We start from the raw sequence: 14894 nt of genomic DNA, 5'->3' as shown, positions 1-14894 counted from the left end.
ACAGATTAATACCGAGTAGCTACCTCACTTCCCCATGCCGGATCCCATAACGTATTCCTAATCGAATTTATGAGATCATAATGACATTTATAAAATCACCCATTACTTTAGCTATTTTAACCAGTATTGTTGCTTCTACAACTTTTGCCGCTGACACTCCTATTAACACTGCAGAGCAAACAATAGAAGTGATTACCATAGACGGTGACTTCCGCTCTATGTCACTACAAAAAACCGCCAGTTCTTTATCTGTTATCGCTAGCGATGAAATTAGCGCGCGTAATGCACAGAACTTAGAAGAAATAATTGCTCGTACACCCAATGTTAATTTCTCTAGTGGCACACAACGCGCTAGGTATTATCAAATTCGTGGTATTGGTGAGCGTAGCCAATTCAAAGAACCGATTAACCCCTCTGTGGGTTTAGTGATCGACGGTATAGACTTTTCCAGTATTGGCAGCATAGCGTCAACTTTCGATGTTGAACAAGTTGAAGTTTATCGTGGTCCTCAAGGTACACGCTTTGGTGCTAATGCTATGGCCGGCATGATCAATATCACTTCAAGTGCGCCTACCGATGTCTTTGAAGGTAAAGTAAGACTATCTGCTGGAAATTATGACAGTTATAGCGCCGGTTTGGTTTTATCCGGTCCAGCCACTGAAAAGGTGAATTATCGTTTAGCGGTTGAACAGTACCGTAGTGATGGTTTTATCGACAATGACTTTTTAAATCGTGATGACACTAACAACCGTGATGAATTAACCATGCGTGGTAAGTTAGCTATTGCGATAAGTAAAGATTTAACCCTTGATATCACTACATTTATTGCTGATTTTGACAATGGCTATGATGCCTTTTCACTGGATAATACACGTAATACCTTATCAGACCAACCCGGTTTTGATCACCAAGATACCAAAGCGTTAGCGACTAAATTTACCTATCAAGGCCTTAGCGATTTTACCCTCGAAACTATCATCAGCTATGCTGACTCAGCATTAGACTACGGCTATGATGAAGATTGGGCCTATGTGGGTATTCGTCCGGCTTGGGAATATAGCTCAGAAGATCATTATTTTCGTGATAAAACATCAGCAACATTTGAGCTAAGAGCGCTTTCAGAGCAAGGAAGTGAAATTTTTAATGGCAGTACCGCTTGGGTAACAGGCATATACTTCAAGCAAGAAAAAGAAGATTTATTACGTCAATATACCTATTTGTCTAGTGATTTTAGCTCGTCTTTTGATAGCGATAATATTGCGGCATTCATACAATTTGATAGCCAACTGACTCAACAGTTAAGTCTAACAACTGGTTTAAGGCTAGAGCGGAGAAACGCAGATTATACCGATTCAGAGCAACTTAGTTTTGATCCAAGCGATACCATGGTAGGTGGTAAAGTGGTGTTGTCGTATCAAGCGGATAAAAATAATTTATTCTATGGCTCAGTGAATCGTGGTTACAAGGCCGGAGGTGCCAACACTGAGGGCAGTTTGCCCACTGAACTTCGTGAGTTCACGGCTGAGTATTTGTGGAATTACGAATTAGGCTATAAAGTCAGTTTATTGGATAATCAAGCCTATGTTCGTAGCGCCGTATTTTACATGGACAGGGATGATATGCAGGTGCGCACGTCATTTTTACAAGAACGTGAAGACGGCAGTACCGACTTTGTTTCATATTTAGGTAATGCGGCAACCGGCACCAATTTAGGCCTTGAACTAGAGGCAGGGTGGCAGATCAGCCCAGAACTTGAAGTTTATGGCGCTGTTGGATTGTTAGATACCCAATACGATGGTTTTATTGATGCTGACGGCAATGATAAATCAGGTGACGAACAAGCACATGCCCCTAGCTACCAATTTAATCTTGGTTTGAATTATCAATTATCAGATCACTTACGGGTGAATATTTCTGTTGACGGTAAAGACGAATTTTTATTCTCTGATAGTCATAACGAAAAATCTGCAGCAATTGAAGTGGTTAATATGTCAATGAGTTATGCAAAAGATGACTGGCAAGTGAAGGTATGGGCGCGTAATTTGTTTGATGAAACTTATGCTACGCGTGGTTTCTATTTTGGCAATGACCCAAGAGACGGATATAGCGCAAAAGCCTATTATCAATTAGCTGAGCCGGCGGTATTTGGTGCAACATTTGATTATAATTTCTAAGGAAATATAGGTCAATACTTGTGCTTAGCAACTTGCCTCTATCCGTTAGGTCTTGGCAAATAGTTTACATATCAATGAATGTTGTAGCATATTAGATAAAGTGTTTAATAGGCTACAACGTGGTACTGGTCAAATAAGAAGAAAGTTATTTATGAAAATATCAATTGAAATTAGTTTATACCCGTTAGCGGAAGAAAAATTTAAAACAGAAATATGGGCGTTTATTAAACGTTTACGCTTAGTCCCAGGGCTCAAGGTAGTGACCAACGGTATGAGTACACAAGTATTTGGCGATTATGACTTAGCCACGGCGCATGTGATGGCAGAAATTAAACATGTACATCAAACGCTAAATGCTGCGGTATTTATTTGCAAGTTTATAGGTGGCGATCGCTCTGTTGTAGAAGCCGAAACATAATGGCGAATGCAATCAGTGCATCCAGTGAAATTGTTACTTACTTCACCACCTTACCCTTATTAGAGTTGATCGCGGTTGTAGCATCATTACTGTATGTGGTGTTAGCGGCAAAAGGTAGTATTTGGTGTTGGCCTGCCGCCATATTAAGTACTGTGTTATATACGGTTATTTTTTATGATGTTTATCTTTGGATGGACAGCGTGCTGCAGTTATATTATTTATTGATGGCTGTGTATGGTTGGTTTTGCTGGCATAAAAATAAGCCCTCAAACACCCAGACTGATTCGAATAGGCTTTTGTATAGCCAATGGACCTTACAACGCCATAGCCGTATTATTGTGCTTTTAACGCTTGTGTCGTTAGTTTTAGGTTGGGTAATGGCGACTTATACCCTAGCACATTTTCCATATCTTGATAGTGCCACCACGGTTTTTGCGGTGTTTGCTACTTATTTAATTACCCAAAAGGTACTAGAGAATTGGTTATATTTTATTGTGATTGATCTAGTATCGATTTATCTCTATGTTGAAAAGGGCTTGATCCCAACAGCAGCACTCTTTGGCAGCTTCGTGATTTTAGCGGCTTATGGTTATTGGCAATGGCGCAAACAATATAAACTGCAATTTACCCAAGAGCACAATAACCTGTGCATCAATAATTCTGTTGCAGGGTAACTTGTTAGATAAAAAGTCGGACACAGGGCTAAAAGAGTGTCTGATAAAACCTAGAGTCGTGGTAACTTGTAGGAAGAATTTTGACATTTGATCAAGCAATAGTAGACCCGCAGCAACAATCGCTAGCACTAAAATTAAGCCATCTACCTTGTTTTAATCTCAAGGTAGATAATATCAGTGTTATTAATACGGGATTAAGCCAGCCTTGTTTTCAAGTTAACTATGACAATAAAACCTATTTTGCCAAGTATTTAATCACGGATAGTATAGAGCCTTTAGCGAGCCAATTCGCGGCCAGAGCTGGCATTGCTCCTAAGCTAATATATGTTGGACAAAACTGGTTAATTACTGAGTTTATAGCAGGTCAGGGGCTAGATAACGGCAAGCAGAGTGAAGAAGAAAAGTTAGCCGTCACAATAGCGCTATTGGCGCGCTGTCATAACATTGCTCTGTCGAGTACGAGTAGTAAGAGGGAAAGTAGTCACAGCAATCCTCAAAACTTAACACAAAAAATATCACTAACCGATGATCAGCTATCAAAACAGTCTTACTTACCAAGTCTGGATATATCTGCCACTATTAAGCAATTATTACAAAATATAGTACTTAGCTCTACTCAACATCAGGCGCTAAAATCCTTAGTCAATGTCTTTCAACAAAACTTGGCCGAAGCTCATAAAATAGTGCAGCACACCAGGCAAGTTTTTTGCCATGGTGACGCTAATTACAGCAATATTATAGCGCTGAAAAATGAGGCTAAAAACCCAGAAAATTTATATAAAATAATTGATTTTGAATGTGCATGCATCGCACCAATAGAATATGACCTTGCGATGCTAATGGCTGTTAATAGCATTGATAGCAGTAAAGTTGAAATGATTACATCGCGCTATCAGCAAGCATTAACTCGCTTAAATCAGCAACGAAAATTAACAAAAATTATCGAAAATTTAACAGAGAGTACACAGGAAAACAGTAATACCTCGCCACTACTAGTTACGTGTTATTTTGATTTTTCAATTTTAATCAATAGCTTATGGTATTTATCTCAATATCAGGGCCGTAAGTTAATAAAATACAAAATATTGTCAATAAAGCAATTAATGTTACTGGCAACTAGGCATCCACAGGTAAATAGGCTCTTAGATGAAATGAGATAAGACGTACAAATCTTAAGATTAGTGGTAGTGCTAGCATCGTGTGCTTAGCGCATAATTGCACTAACCCCACTTATTGGTGTCTTGTGTGAATTGGAAAGAGTTTGTAGAAAATAGAAATCGCTTATTTTGGTTGGTTCATACAGCTGGCTGGTGTGGTTTTGCCTTAGTACATTATTTAGGTTCATTACTGCACGATTTACGCGATATTTTTCTGATTATTATCTTATTGAATGCCTATGCCGGTTGGTTATTTACGGTTCCGCTAAGGTATATTTATCGTCGTGTTTGGAATTTCACACCGTTAAAAATAGCCATCGTGGTGATATTAACCTCTTATTGTACCGGCGTATTATGGCAAGTGGTAAAAAATATTAATTATTGGGAAATATACAAGCACGGCTATCGCCCTGATTTTTGGCTTTATTACACAAAAAACAGTCTATTATCCTTCTTCATTATTTTAAGTTGGAGTGCTTTATATTTTGGTACTAAATATTATCAAATGCTGCAAAAAGAAAAACAGAATGTATTACGTGCCAATGCCGTTGCCCATCAAGCACAGTTAAAAATGCTGCGTTATCAGCTTAACCCTCACTTTTTGTTTAATACCCTAAACGCGATATCAACGCTAATTTTGGTACAAGAAAACAAAACCGCCAATGGTATGGTCACTAAGTTAAGTGAGTTTTTACGTTACTCGCTGGATAAAGACCCGATGAAGCGAGTAACACTCGACAGTGAGTTGCAAGCCCTAAGGCTTTATTTAGACATTGAAAAAGTACGTTTTGAAGAGCGCTTACAAGTCACATTTAATGTGGCTAGCGACTGTAACTTGGCCTTAGTGCCGAGCATGATATTACAACCTTTAGCTGAAAACTCAATAAAACATGCGGTAGCCGTACAAGAGCAAGGCGGCGCAATTAATGTGTCTGTGCATCGTTTTGGTAACGATTTACTGATTGAGTTGGCTGATAATGGCCCAGGTGCAGAAATCAAAAATGGTAACTTATTTCGTGAAAATGGTGTTGGTTTGGTCAATACCCGAGAACGATTGCAAGCTTTATATCAGAATGATTTTTCGTTAGTTGTTGCCAACAATATACCCACTGGTGTTAAAATCAGTATACGAATTCCTTATGAAGTTGGCGGTCGAATATGAGCAAACAGCTCAACACCATAATTGTTGATGATGAACCCCTCGCTAGAAAAGGCTTAGCGGTTCGTCTGCAAGAGCACAAAGACATCAACATTATTGCCCAATGTACTAACGGCAGAGAAGCATTAGAAGCCGTTAGAACCTATCAACCTGACTTAATATTTCTTGATATTCAAATGCCGGGCTTAAATGGTTTTGAAGTCGTTGAAGCAATTATTGCACAGGGTTTGCATTTACCTATGGTGGTATTTGTTACCGCTTTTGACCAATACGCTATGCAGGCTTTTGAAGTACATGCACAGGATTATCTACTTAAACCCGCTGACGAACAGCGCCTTGCTCAAACCTTAGATAAAATACGCCAAAGTATCAGTAGTGAAGTTAATGCCCTTCATAAGTCAAAATTAGTGCGTTTAGTGAGTGACGTTACCGGTAACGATTGTGAAACAATTTTACAAGAACTAGAAAATAACGAACCGGTCAGTGTGTCGAGTTATTCTGATGTATTAGCGATAAAAGATGCCGGTGAAGTTAGTCGAGTGCCGGTAAAAGATATTTTATGGATTGACGCTGCCGGCGATTATATGTGTGTTCATACTGACGATAATACTCATATTCTTCGTAAAACCATGAAACAACTTGAAGCAGTGTTAGACCCTCGACGATTTCTACGCAGCCACCGCTCTACCATAGTGAACAAAAGTTATATTGATAAGTTTTGCAGCCAGCTCAATGGTGAATACTATTTAGTGATGACAAACGGCAAAGAGTTAAAAGTTAGTCGCAGCTATAAAGAAAAGGTTAAAAAAGCCGTGGTTGCCTAGTGAGACTTCGTTTATTAATAAGTCAAGGCTAACGCGTTTGAGCTAATTGAGAGAATTGAGAGAATTAATATAAGCGTTATGGTGTTGCCTGACTCAAACAAAAGATATACTGCAGGTCTTAGTAATAAATAAAAGCACTTTAGGGATCAACCATATGTACATGATAGTTAAGCACACCCATCTGACTATAATTATGCTTACTTTTATCTTTTTCATGATTAATTTTATCTTAACAATGAAAGGCTCTGATAAAGTCAATAATAAGCTGCTGAAGATTGGGCCACATATTTTATATACGCTTTTTGTTTGCACCTTTATTTACCTCGTTGCCGTTAATCCACTTAATTTGTATCCCTTTGTTAATGGTTGGGCATCATCAAAATTAGCTGGTTTTGTCATTTATGTACTTTCTATCACTTTGGCGCTTAAGTGGGCAAAGTCAACCTTATGGCGTGTTGTGGGTTTCATTAGTGCCGTATTTTGGTTGGCCATGACTGCAAGACTAGGTTTTGCTGATCATCTTAAATCCAAAGCTATTAGTGAAGATGCTAGTGCTTATATCGAGTTAGGAAAATCTATGTTAACAGCGATTTGTTAAGCGCTTTAACGGGACAAGCACCAAGCTAAATAATATAAGCCGCTGTGAATGTTTTATTTAAGATATAACAAGTAACAGTTGGCTTTTTCAGCGGCGATGCTAATTATAAACCAAATTATACAGCTGAATAATAGTCGTTACTTCTGGAATTTTTTAAATGCACAGTATTGATCTTTTTGTAAAAAATTGGGCCAGCAAACAATCGATGACCCCAATCGATAACGCTGATATAGCAGAACTTGAACAACGATTAGCGGCTATTCTCCCTAACAGCTATAAATACTTACTATCGAATTATGGCTTGGTGCACACACCGAATGTGTTAAGTCGAATATGTGATTTAGGTGTAGATATATCTGAGGTTCAAGATTTTTTAAGTCTTGAAGACGTATATTCATTATCCAAGTTATATGAAATGAGTGGCATGCCCAAAGGACATATTTTGTTTGCCTCTGACTGTAAGGGCAACATGTTTTGTTTCAAACTGAGTGATTGTGAACGCCAGCAGATAGATATACCCGTTTGGTTTTTTGATCACCAATTTCATACAGTGAAAAAAGTATCACCTAGCTTCAGTGAATGGCTAGAAGAGTTCAATAACCTGTAAGGAAACTCATTTCTCCAATAATTTCATTAGGCGGGTTATTGATTTAAGCTTAATCACCACATTATTGGCATGACCATCCCAGTGAGACTAATTACCAATAGACACATGGCGATACTCAAGAAGCGAATTGTCTTTTATCTACCCGCGCTAATCCGTTTGAATATAAATGACCAGAGTCATTAAAAGGTGACACTATGGCCGGACTAGTAGGTTATCGTTACTTAGGGCTAGATAAGCTGTGCAATCGCGATGACATTAAAGGGGTCAAGGTCGACTTGCAAGCGAACTTGACTTAATTTCAAGGCGTATCAGCTTTGATATTACAAGCTTAACCACCCAGAAACTAATAAAAAGACACGAGCTTTACACCCGTGTCTTTAAATTATGCTGCTTTACTTTCTGTAGCGTTAAGCTGTTAGCTTAATTGCTTGATTAAACGTGTGGCTACTTCGCTTGAACTTGCTGGGTTTTGACCACTGATAATACCGCTATCTTCAACAACGAATGATGCCCAGTCGTCGCCTTTTTGGTAGTTGGCGCCTTGCTTAACTAGCTCGTCTTCTAGTAAAAAAGGTACAATGTCGGTTAATTGTACTGCGTCTTCTTCACTGTTAGTAAAACCTGTTATTTTTTTACCTTGTACGATTGCAGCGCCATTTTTATCTTTAACATTAAGCAATACTGACGTTGAATGACAAACTACAGCTACTGGCTTATTTTGCTCGATAAATGCTGAGATCAAGGCAATTGATTTTTGGTTGGTGGTTAAATCCCACATTGGACCGTGACCACCAGGATAAAAAACAGCGGCGTAATCGTTCGCATCAATCAGCTCTAACTTGGTTGTTGTTGCCAATACTGCTTGGTTTTCTTTGTCTTGCTCAAAACGACGAGTGGCATCAGTTTGAAAGTCAGCTTCGGCACTTTTTGGGTCTAACGGCGGCTGTCCACCTAAGGGTGAGGCTAATGTGACACTGAAGCCTGCGTCAATTAATTGATAATAAGGTGAAGCAAACTCTTCTAACCAGAAACCAGTTTTTTCACCTGTGTTACCTAGCTTGTCATGTGAAGTTATTACCATTAATACGTTAGTTGTATTTGTTACAGTCATTTAAATTTTCCTATGCTAGTTAATAAGGTGTTTATTGTTGAAAGTAGTTAATTTCAAAGTAAACTTTCTGTGAGTGCCTATTGATGCATCTCATTCATGCGTCAAGTATATGCTTAACTGCTTTTAATACAATGCAGATAAATTTGACAACATTGTTTTAATTATTGATACAATGTATTAAGTGTAAGTTGTAGCAAGCCGATTAATTAAGTGACCAGTTAAGTGGTCAGCTTCAAATCTCAGCTTCAAACCTCAACATAGTCAACTTTATGCTGGTGCGCAATGACATAGGTAAGTATTACTTGATAATATTATCCTGCATTGTGCTATTGGCTTATATCCATAGAAGTATCAATAGGGTGGCTTGATTTGCCCCGTTATCTTTATTAACTATTGGTCAATTATTTTATCCATTGGCTACAGTAAAAATATTTGTTGAGTAAAATTTTTAATAAGAGTGACTACTAATAAGGGGACTAATTGGATATTTCTTTTGAGCAATTAAAAAGTATGGTGGTTTTTTCGCATGTGGTCGAGCAAGGCAGTTTTAGCGCGGCAGCAAAACATATTGGGCTTTCTAGGGCGGTAGTGAGCTACCATATTAAAAAACTTGAGACTCAGCTTGGTATTACGCTTTTGAATCGCTCAACGCGTTCTATTGCCTTAACACAAGCAGGTAACGATTATTATCAACGATGTCATATTATTGCTCAGCAGGCTAGCGCTGCTAATCAACAAATTGAAAACGTTAAAAATGAACCTGAGGGCCTACTTAAGATCACCTGCCCGGTCAGTGTTGGCCTGCATACTATTGTGCCGGCATTAGATAAATTTCGTCATATTTACCCGAAAATTGAACTCGACATCATGCTGACAGATGAAGTGGTTAATATTGTCAAAGAAGGGATTGATTTGGCTATTAGAGGAGCGCCTTTAGCCGACTCTGGCTTGCAAGCACGAAAGCTTGCTGTGTTAGCAACCTGCCTCTGTGGCTCACCAGACTACTTTGAGCAATATGGTCGCCCCGAAAAGCCCAGTGAATTAAGCCAACATAATTGGGTTGTTTATAAACTGGCCAGTAATAAGTTAACTCTAGAAAAGTCAGGTCGGTCATATACCGTTGATATAAAAGGCACAATAACCACAAATAATGCCACGGCAAGAACGGCTTTTGTTGAGGGTGGCCATGGTTTAGGGCGGATCCCAACCTATGATGCTTGGCCAAAAATTAAAGCAGGGCGTTTGCAAACGGTATTAGACGATTACCAGCTTAAAGCCATTGACGTTTATGGGGTATTTCCGCCTGGGGCTGCCACGTCAAAAAAATTGCGGCTTTTAATTGATTTTCTCGAACAGTTTTTTGATCAACAACAAGCAAGATTGCTCATCAAAAACCGTTAAGAAAAATCTGAAAGTTTACTCAAAAAACTTTGGTTAAGTAAATAGCTCCAGTAAATAGCTTCAGAAAATACGCTTAAATAATGCAAACTAAGCCAAATTTTAATGACTTAACAAGACCAAATAAATACAAACAAAACGATAGCTTAACAAAGACGTTGCGCGGTTAAAGCTAAAATATTTTCCTGTGCTTGTATTAAACTTTCACTCACCCCTTGTTGGTGCATAATGGCTGTTTGTAAGGCCACCGTAGCCACAGTGTTATTTTGCTCTGCAATCATGACATTTGATTTTCCAGCTATGATGGCTTGTACAGCACCCACGCCTAATTTGGTTGCCAAAATTCGATCTTTGGCAACCGGTGAGCCACCCCGTTGAATATGGCCAAGAATACAGGCAGTGCAATCGATATGTGCTATGGCTTGTAGCTGTTGAGCTAACACAGAGGCACCCCCTCGCCATACATTTTCAGCAATGACAATAATATAGCTGGCATGTCTATTGGCTTGAGCGAGTTTTATTTCTTGCGCTAATGTGAGTAGTTTTTCTTGCTCACCCTTTGTTTGATTATTATTGGCAAAATTTTCAAATGAAATAACTTGTTCAGCGGCACAAGCAATACCAACATTAAAAGTAATATGACCACTATGACGGCCCATTAATTCAACAATAAAAATACGCTCAAATGCTTCTGCCGTATCGCGAATTTTATCTATTGCTTCTATAGCGGTATTGATAGCGGTTGAGAAACCTATAGTAAAATCGCTACCGTCAATATCGTTATCAATGGTGGCAGGAATACCAATAACTTGACCAGACCACTCTTGCTGCAAGGCGATTGAGCCAGCAAATGAGCCATCACCACCAATAACAATTAAGGCGTCAATTTTTTCTTTTAACAGAGTGCTTGCTGCTTGCGCTATACCTAAGGGTGTTTTCATCGCGGGGCAGCGCGCACTTTTTAAAATAGTACCGCCTTTTTGAATAATATTTGCGACGTCTTTAACGCCAAGTGGCACTGACATATCGTCAATCAAGCCGTTAAAACCGGCATAAAAACCCATCACTGCTATTTGGTAATGCTGTGCGGCAATCACAATAGCTCTAATAGCAGCATTCATACCTGGTGCGTCGCCACCGCTGGTTAAAATAGCGATTCTTTTAACCGTTTTGATCTTATTTGTATTACTAGTAGGCATAGTTTTACTCTCGTTTTAAATGTCCGAGGAATGTATTTCAAATTAGCAGTGATTTACCTTAAGGTAAAATAGTTTTTCATTAAGGCGCGCATAGTTTACTCTAGGTCAATAACTGGGCTTAATTCATGGCTATAAGTTGTACGAGAAATATTAAATGAAGAAAATAAAACTAATACTAATTTGGCTATTAATGGCTGTGTTCTTATCCGGCTGTAGTTTCCGTTTTGTCTATAACCATCTAGATTGGTGGACTCATTGGTATCTTGATGACTATGTCACGTTAACTGAGCAACAACAGCAACGCTTCGATGATGAGTTTGAACAATTGCATTTATGGCATCGCACCACACAGTTACCCGCTTATGTGCAGCAGCTTAAAGCCCTTAAAATTTCGATTAACGATCAAATAAATGAGCAGGACATCGCGGCTAATTTTGTACAATTTACTGAGCATTGGCAAAACTTTTTAATTGCCACAGAGCCTAAATTACAGCCGTTGGTTGTTAGTTTGTCAACCGAGCAAACACAGCAATTGTTACAAGCACTACAAGCGGCTCATCAAGAGAGGCTTGATGATGATGAAGCTTTGTCTGAGCAGGAATGGTTAGAAGAACGCACGGACCAGCAAAAGGAGCAACTTAAAGACTGGTTTGGTAAGTTAAGCCCTGAGCAAAAATCGCAAGTCACATTGCTGGGCAAAGGCTTTCAGCGCTCATTTGAACCGCGTATGCTTTACCGACAACGTTGGACCCAGCAGTTTGCTGACTTATTAAATGGCAACTTACCAGACCATCAATTTAAATTGGAGTTTTACAGTTTATTTGTTAATGGTCGTAGTTTACGAGATGAAAAATTTAATGCCATGACTAGCAATAACAATCAGGTGTTCACTAACATTTTTCTTTATATGGTGACAACGGCAACTAATAAGCAGCGTAAACGCCTCAACAAAAAAATTGATAAAATACTGGGTGATTTAGCGTATCTAATTAATGATGATTAATGTGTTGGGTGCTTAAACACTGAAGATAATAGCGCTATAAAAAACAAAAAAATAGGTAGCTTTTAGCTACCTATTTTTAGTTAACTACCGTGCACCACGGTAAGTCATGTTAACCGTTATAAAACGATATTAAGCAAAGTGGCTTTTAGTTAAGGTTAGCACTTTTAAGGTGTTAGTTGCCCCAACAGTTTCCATTACATCGCCGTGCGTTAAGATCACTTTATCGCCAACAACCAGTTCAGAACCTTTAACCACGGTAGACAATACATCTTCTGCCATTTTTTCAGCATTGTCAGCATCTGTAGAGTCAAACGCAACTGGATAAACACCACGGTAAATCGCTGTTTTAGTTAAGGTTTTAGCATGACGAGATAACGAATAAATCGGTAAACCAGAAGAAATTCGTGACATGATTTTTGTGGTATGACCCGATTCAGTTAATGCGATGATGGCTTTAACACCGACTAAATGATTAGCCGCGTACATAGCTGACATAGCAATGGTTTCAGACACTTCAGTAAAGGCTGTTTCTACGCGATGCTTTGAGGTAGTTACCGATCTTTCTTTCTCTGCGCCGATACAAACACTCGCCATTGCTTTTACCGTTTCAATCGGGTATTTACCTGCAGCGGTTTCAGCAGAAAGCATCACTGCATCTGTACCATCAAGCACGGCATTAGCAACATCCATCACTTCAGCACGTGTAGGCATAGGTTGCTCAATCATGGTTTCCATCATTTGCGTTGCCGTGATAACTACGCGGTTTAACTGGCGGCTACGGAGAATAATATGTTTTTGTTTACCCACTAAGGCCGCATCACCAATTTCAACACCTAAATCACCACGGGCAACCATAACAACATCAGACGCTAGAATGATTCCGTCTAACACTTTGTCATCATTTACCGCTTCAGCACGTTCAATTTTTGACACTAAACGAGCGTCACAACCGGCTTCTTGTGCCAATAAACGCGCTTCGCGCATATCAGCGGCGTCACGTGGAAAAGATACCGCAAGAAAATCAACGTTAATTTTAGCTGCTAGCTTAATATCTTCTTTGTCTTTATCAGTAAGAGCAGGAGCAGTAAGACCACCGCCTTGACGATTAATACCTTTGTTGTTTGATAATGGACCACCAACAGTAACTTCAGTGAAAACTGAATCTCCTTTGGTTTCAAGCACGCGGAGTTGTACACGGCCATCGTCGAGTAACAAAATATCACCTGGCACTACATCTTGAGGAAGTTTTTTGTAATCAATACCCACTTTCTCTTGGCAACCTTCGCCTTTGGCTAATGAGGCGTCTAATTCGAATTTTTCACCAATAACTAATTGTATAGGGCCATTTTTAAATGTTGAAACTCGAATTTTAGGTCCCTGTAAGTCGCCTAATATACCGACATAAATGCCTAGCTCTTTCGATAATTCACGTACTGTATTTGCGCGGTCGATATGATCTTGTGCAACACCGTGAGAGAAATTCAATCTAACAACGTTTACACCTGCAGCAAGTACTTCTTTTAATACGGCTCTATCATCAGTTGCTGGACCTAAGGTCGCGACAATTTTGGTTCTTCTAGGCATGGTAATCCTTAAATTTATATAATATTTTGTGTATTTATCAAGGGTTGGCTATGCATCAATAGCCACTAATTAGTCTTTACGTTCAAAGCGTGAGCTACGTAAACTGTCTTTAACTTTCTTCAAGTTGTCTCTAAATTTTGTCCCGCGACGCAGGGTAAAACCGGTCGCCAAACAATCAATTAAGGTTAGCTGGGCAATACGTGATGCCATTGGCATATATAAGTCGGTATCTTCAGCAACCTCAACTGATAGTACAATATTACATTCTTTGGCTAATGGTGAGCCTGCTGTTGTTATTCCTATGACAGTGGCATCATTTTCACGTGCTAAACTTGCCACATCAACCAAAGACTTAGTTCTGCCGGTATGTGATATCACGACGACAACATCACCTTGGCAACTATTTATAGCACTCATACGTTGCATTAATATGTCATCAAAATAGACGACAGGCACATTAAAGCGAAAAAACTTATTTTGTGCGTCGTGTGCGACAACCGCAGAAGCACCTAAGCCAAAAAAAGAAATTTTATTGGCTTGAGTTAATAGGTCAACAGAGCGATTTATGGTGGAACTGTCTAAACTTTTACGCGCTAACTCTAGGTTCGCCATGGTTGATTCAAAAATTTTTGAAGTATATTCTTCAGCCGAATCATTTTCATCAACATGGCGATTGACGTAAGGTGTGCCATTAGCCAAACTTTGTGCTAAATGCAGTTTAAAGTCAGGATAGCCTTTAGTGTCGAGTCGTCGACAAAAGCGATTTACCGTGGGCTCACTTATATTAGCTTGTTTCGCCAAGGCAGCAATACTGGCATGTATAACCGTTTCAGGTGATGATAATATAACGTCTGCCACTTTACGTTCAGATTTACTGAAAGTCTCTAACTCGTTGGCGATTTTTTCTAATATATTCATTACGTTTAAGCCTTCGCGTGTTACTTAACTGGTTAATTACCGAGCAAATAAAGGGTAACTGTAATTTATT

General features: G+C 39.1%; 14 protein-coding genes. 10 read left to right on the top strand and 4 right to left on the bottom strand.

The window, feature by feature from the left end:
* The first annotated feature begins 80 nt into the window (after positions 1 to 80).
* The 8 genes from H4J61_RS09290 (at position 81) to H4J61_RS09255 (ending at position 7611) form a co-directional block, all read left to right on the top strand.
* The gene (locus tag H4J61_RS09290) at positions 81 to 2174 is read left to right on the top strand and encodes a TonB-dependent receptor (RefSeq protein ID WP_182184853.1); all 2094 of its coding nucleotides are present in this window, start codon (positions 81 to 83) and stop codon (positions 2172 to 2174) included.
* A gap of 151 nt (positions 2175 to 2325) precedes the next feature.
* Entirely contained in the window at positions 2326 to 2592 is a 267-nt protein-coding gene (locus H4J61_RS09285; RefSeq protein ID WP_182137891.1) for a hypothetical protein, read from the top strand.
* Positions 2592 to 3266: a nicotinamide riboside transporter PnuC gene (gene pnuC, locus H4J61_RS09280; protein ID WP_182184852.1), complete on the top strand. Its 675-nt coding sequence runs from the start codon at positions 2592 to 2594 to the stop codon at positions 3264 to 3266. The genes H4J61_RS09285 and pnuC overlap by 1 nt, the downstream gene beginning before the upstream one ends.
* Before the next feature lie 80 nt (positions 3267 to 3346).
* The gene (locus tag H4J61_RS09275) at positions 3347 to 4426 is read left to right on the top strand and encodes a phosphotransferase (protein ID WP_182184851.1); all 1080 of its coding nucleotides are present in this window, start codon (positions 3347 to 3349) and stop codon (positions 4424 to 4426) included.
* Positions 4427 to 4511: 85 nt separating this feature from the next.
* A complete protein-coding gene (locus tag H4J61_RS09270) occupies positions 4512 to 5585 on the top strand; it encodes a sensor histidine kinase (RefSeq protein ID WP_182137894.1) in 1074 nt (357 codons plus the stop codon).
* Entirely contained in the window at positions 5582 to 6406 is an 825-nt protein-coding gene (locus H4J61_RS09265; protein WP_182137895.1) for a LytTR family DNA-binding domain-containing protein, read from the top strand. The genes H4J61_RS09270 and H4J61_RS09265 overlap by 4 nt, the downstream gene beginning before the upstream one ends.
* 154 nt (positions 6407 to 6560) lie before the next feature.
* Complete coding sequence (locus H4J61_RS09260; RefSeq protein WP_182184850.1) at positions 6561 to 7004, top strand: SirB2 family protein; 444 nt, start codon at positions 6561 to 6563, stop codon at positions 7002 to 7004.
* A gap of 157 nt (positions 7005 to 7161) precedes the next feature.
* Positions 7162 to 7611 (top strand): SMI1/KNR4 family protein, encoded by a 450-nt coding sequence (locus H4J61_RS09255; RefSeq protein WP_182184849.1) that lies wholly within the window; start codon positions 7162 to 7164, stop codon positions 7609 to 7611.
* A gap of 415 nt (positions 7612 to 8026) precedes the next feature.
* Here H4J61_RS09255 and H4J61_RS09250 read toward each other — a convergent pair whose 3' ends face one another.
* Positions 8027 to 8722, bottom strand: a complete 696-nt coding sequence (locus H4J61_RS09250; protein WP_182137898.1) for a type 1 glutamine amidotransferase domain-containing protein — start codon at positions 8720 to 8722, stop codon at positions 8027 to 8029.
* Positions 8723 to 9202: 480 nt separating this feature from the next.
* On the opposite strand from H4J61_RS09250, the gene H4J61_RS09245 reads away from it, so the two are divergent.
* Positions 9203 to 10123 (top strand): LysR family transcriptional regulator, encoded by a 921-nt coding sequence (locus tag H4J61_RS09245; RefSeq protein WP_182184848.1) that lies wholly within the window; start codon positions 9203 to 9205, stop codon positions 10121 to 10123.
* A 143-nt stretch (positions 10124 to 10266) separates the two neighbouring features.
* Here the strand turns inward: H4J61_RS09245 and H4J61_RS09240 are convergent, their stop codons facing one another.
* Positions 10267 to 11319, bottom strand: a complete 1053-nt coding sequence (locus H4J61_RS09240) for an ATP-dependent 6-phosphofructokinase (protein ID WP_182184847.1) — start codon at positions 11317 to 11319, stop codon at positions 10267 to 10269.
* A gap of 154 nt (positions 11320 to 11473) precedes the next feature.
* On the opposite strand from H4J61_RS09240, the gene H4J61_RS09235 reads away from it, so the two are divergent.
* Positions 11474 to 12322: a DUF6279 family lipoprotein gene (locus tag H4J61_RS09235; protein WP_182184846.1), complete on the top strand. Its 849-nt coding sequence runs from the start codon at positions 11474 to 11476 to the stop codon at positions 12320 to 12322.
* A 129-nt stretch (positions 12323 to 12451) separates the two neighbouring features.
* Here H4J61_RS09235 and pyk read toward each other — a convergent pair whose 3' ends face one another.
* Together pyk and H4J61_RS09225 are read right to left on the bottom strand one after the other, a co-directional pair.
* A complete protein-coding gene (gene pyk, locus H4J61_RS09230) occupies positions 12452 to 13906 on the bottom strand; it encodes a pyruvate kinase (protein WP_182137902.1) in 1455 nt (484 codons plus the stop codon).
* 69 nt (positions 13907 to 13975) lie between these two features.
* Positions 13976 to 14824, bottom strand: coding sequence for a MurR/RpiR family transcriptional regulator (locus tag H4J61_RS09225; protein ID WP_146881122.1), 849 nt, complete (start codon positions 14822 to 14824; stop codon positions 13976 to 13978).
* Positions 14825 to 14894: the final 70 nt, after the last annotated feature.

It is taken from the genome of Colwellia sp. MB3u-4 (assembly GCF_014077065.1).
GTDB lineage: Bacteria > Pseudomonadota > Gammaproteobacteria > Enterobacterales > Alteromonadaceae > Cognaticolwellia.
The sequence above is the reverse complement of the archived record's forward strand: the minus strand, read 5'-3'. Positions and strand labels throughout refer to the sequence as shown.

Coding starts and splice junctions, on each gene's coding strand:
- H4J61_RS09290 (WP_182184853.1), top strand. CDS start 81: ATGACATTTATAAAATCACCCATTACTTTAGCTATTTTAACCAGTATT.
- H4J61_RS09285 (WP_182137891.1), top strand. CDS start 2,326: ATGAAAATATCAATTGAAATTAGTTTATACCCGTTAGCGGAAGAAAAA.
- pnuC (WP_182184852.1), top strand. CDS start 2,592: ATGGCGAATGCAATCAGTGCATCCAGTGAAATTGTTACTTACTTCACC.
- H4J61_RS09265 (WP_182137895.1), top strand. CDS start 5,582: ATGAGCAAACAGCTCAACACCATAATTGTTGATGATGAACCCCTCGCT.
- H4J61_RS09260 (WP_182184850.1), top strand. CDS start 6,561: ATGTACATGATAGTTAAGCACACCCATCTGACTATAATTATGCTTACT.
- H4J61_RS09255 (WP_182184849.1), top strand. CDS start 7,162: ATGCACAGTATTGATCTTTTTGTAAAAAATTGGGCCAGCAAACAATCG.
- H4J61_RS09250 (WP_182137898.1), bottom strand. CDS start 8,722: ATGACTGTAACAAATACAACTAACGTATTAATGGTAATAACTTCACAT.
- H4J61_RS09240 (WP_182184847.1), bottom strand. CDS start 11,319: ATGCCTACTAGTAATACAAATAAGATCAAAACGGTTAAAAGAATCGCT.
- H4J61_RS09235 (WP_182184846.1), top strand. CDS start 11,474: ATGAAGAAAATAAAACTAATACTAATTTGGCTATTAATGGCTGTGTTC.
- pyk (WP_182137902.1), bottom strand. CDS start 13,906: ATGCCTAGAAGAACCAAAATTGTCGCGACCTTAGGTCCAGCAACTGAT.
- H4J61_RS09225 (WP_146881122.1), bottom strand. CDS start 14,824: ATGAATATATTAGAAAAAATCGCCAACGAGTTAGAGACTTTCAGTAAA.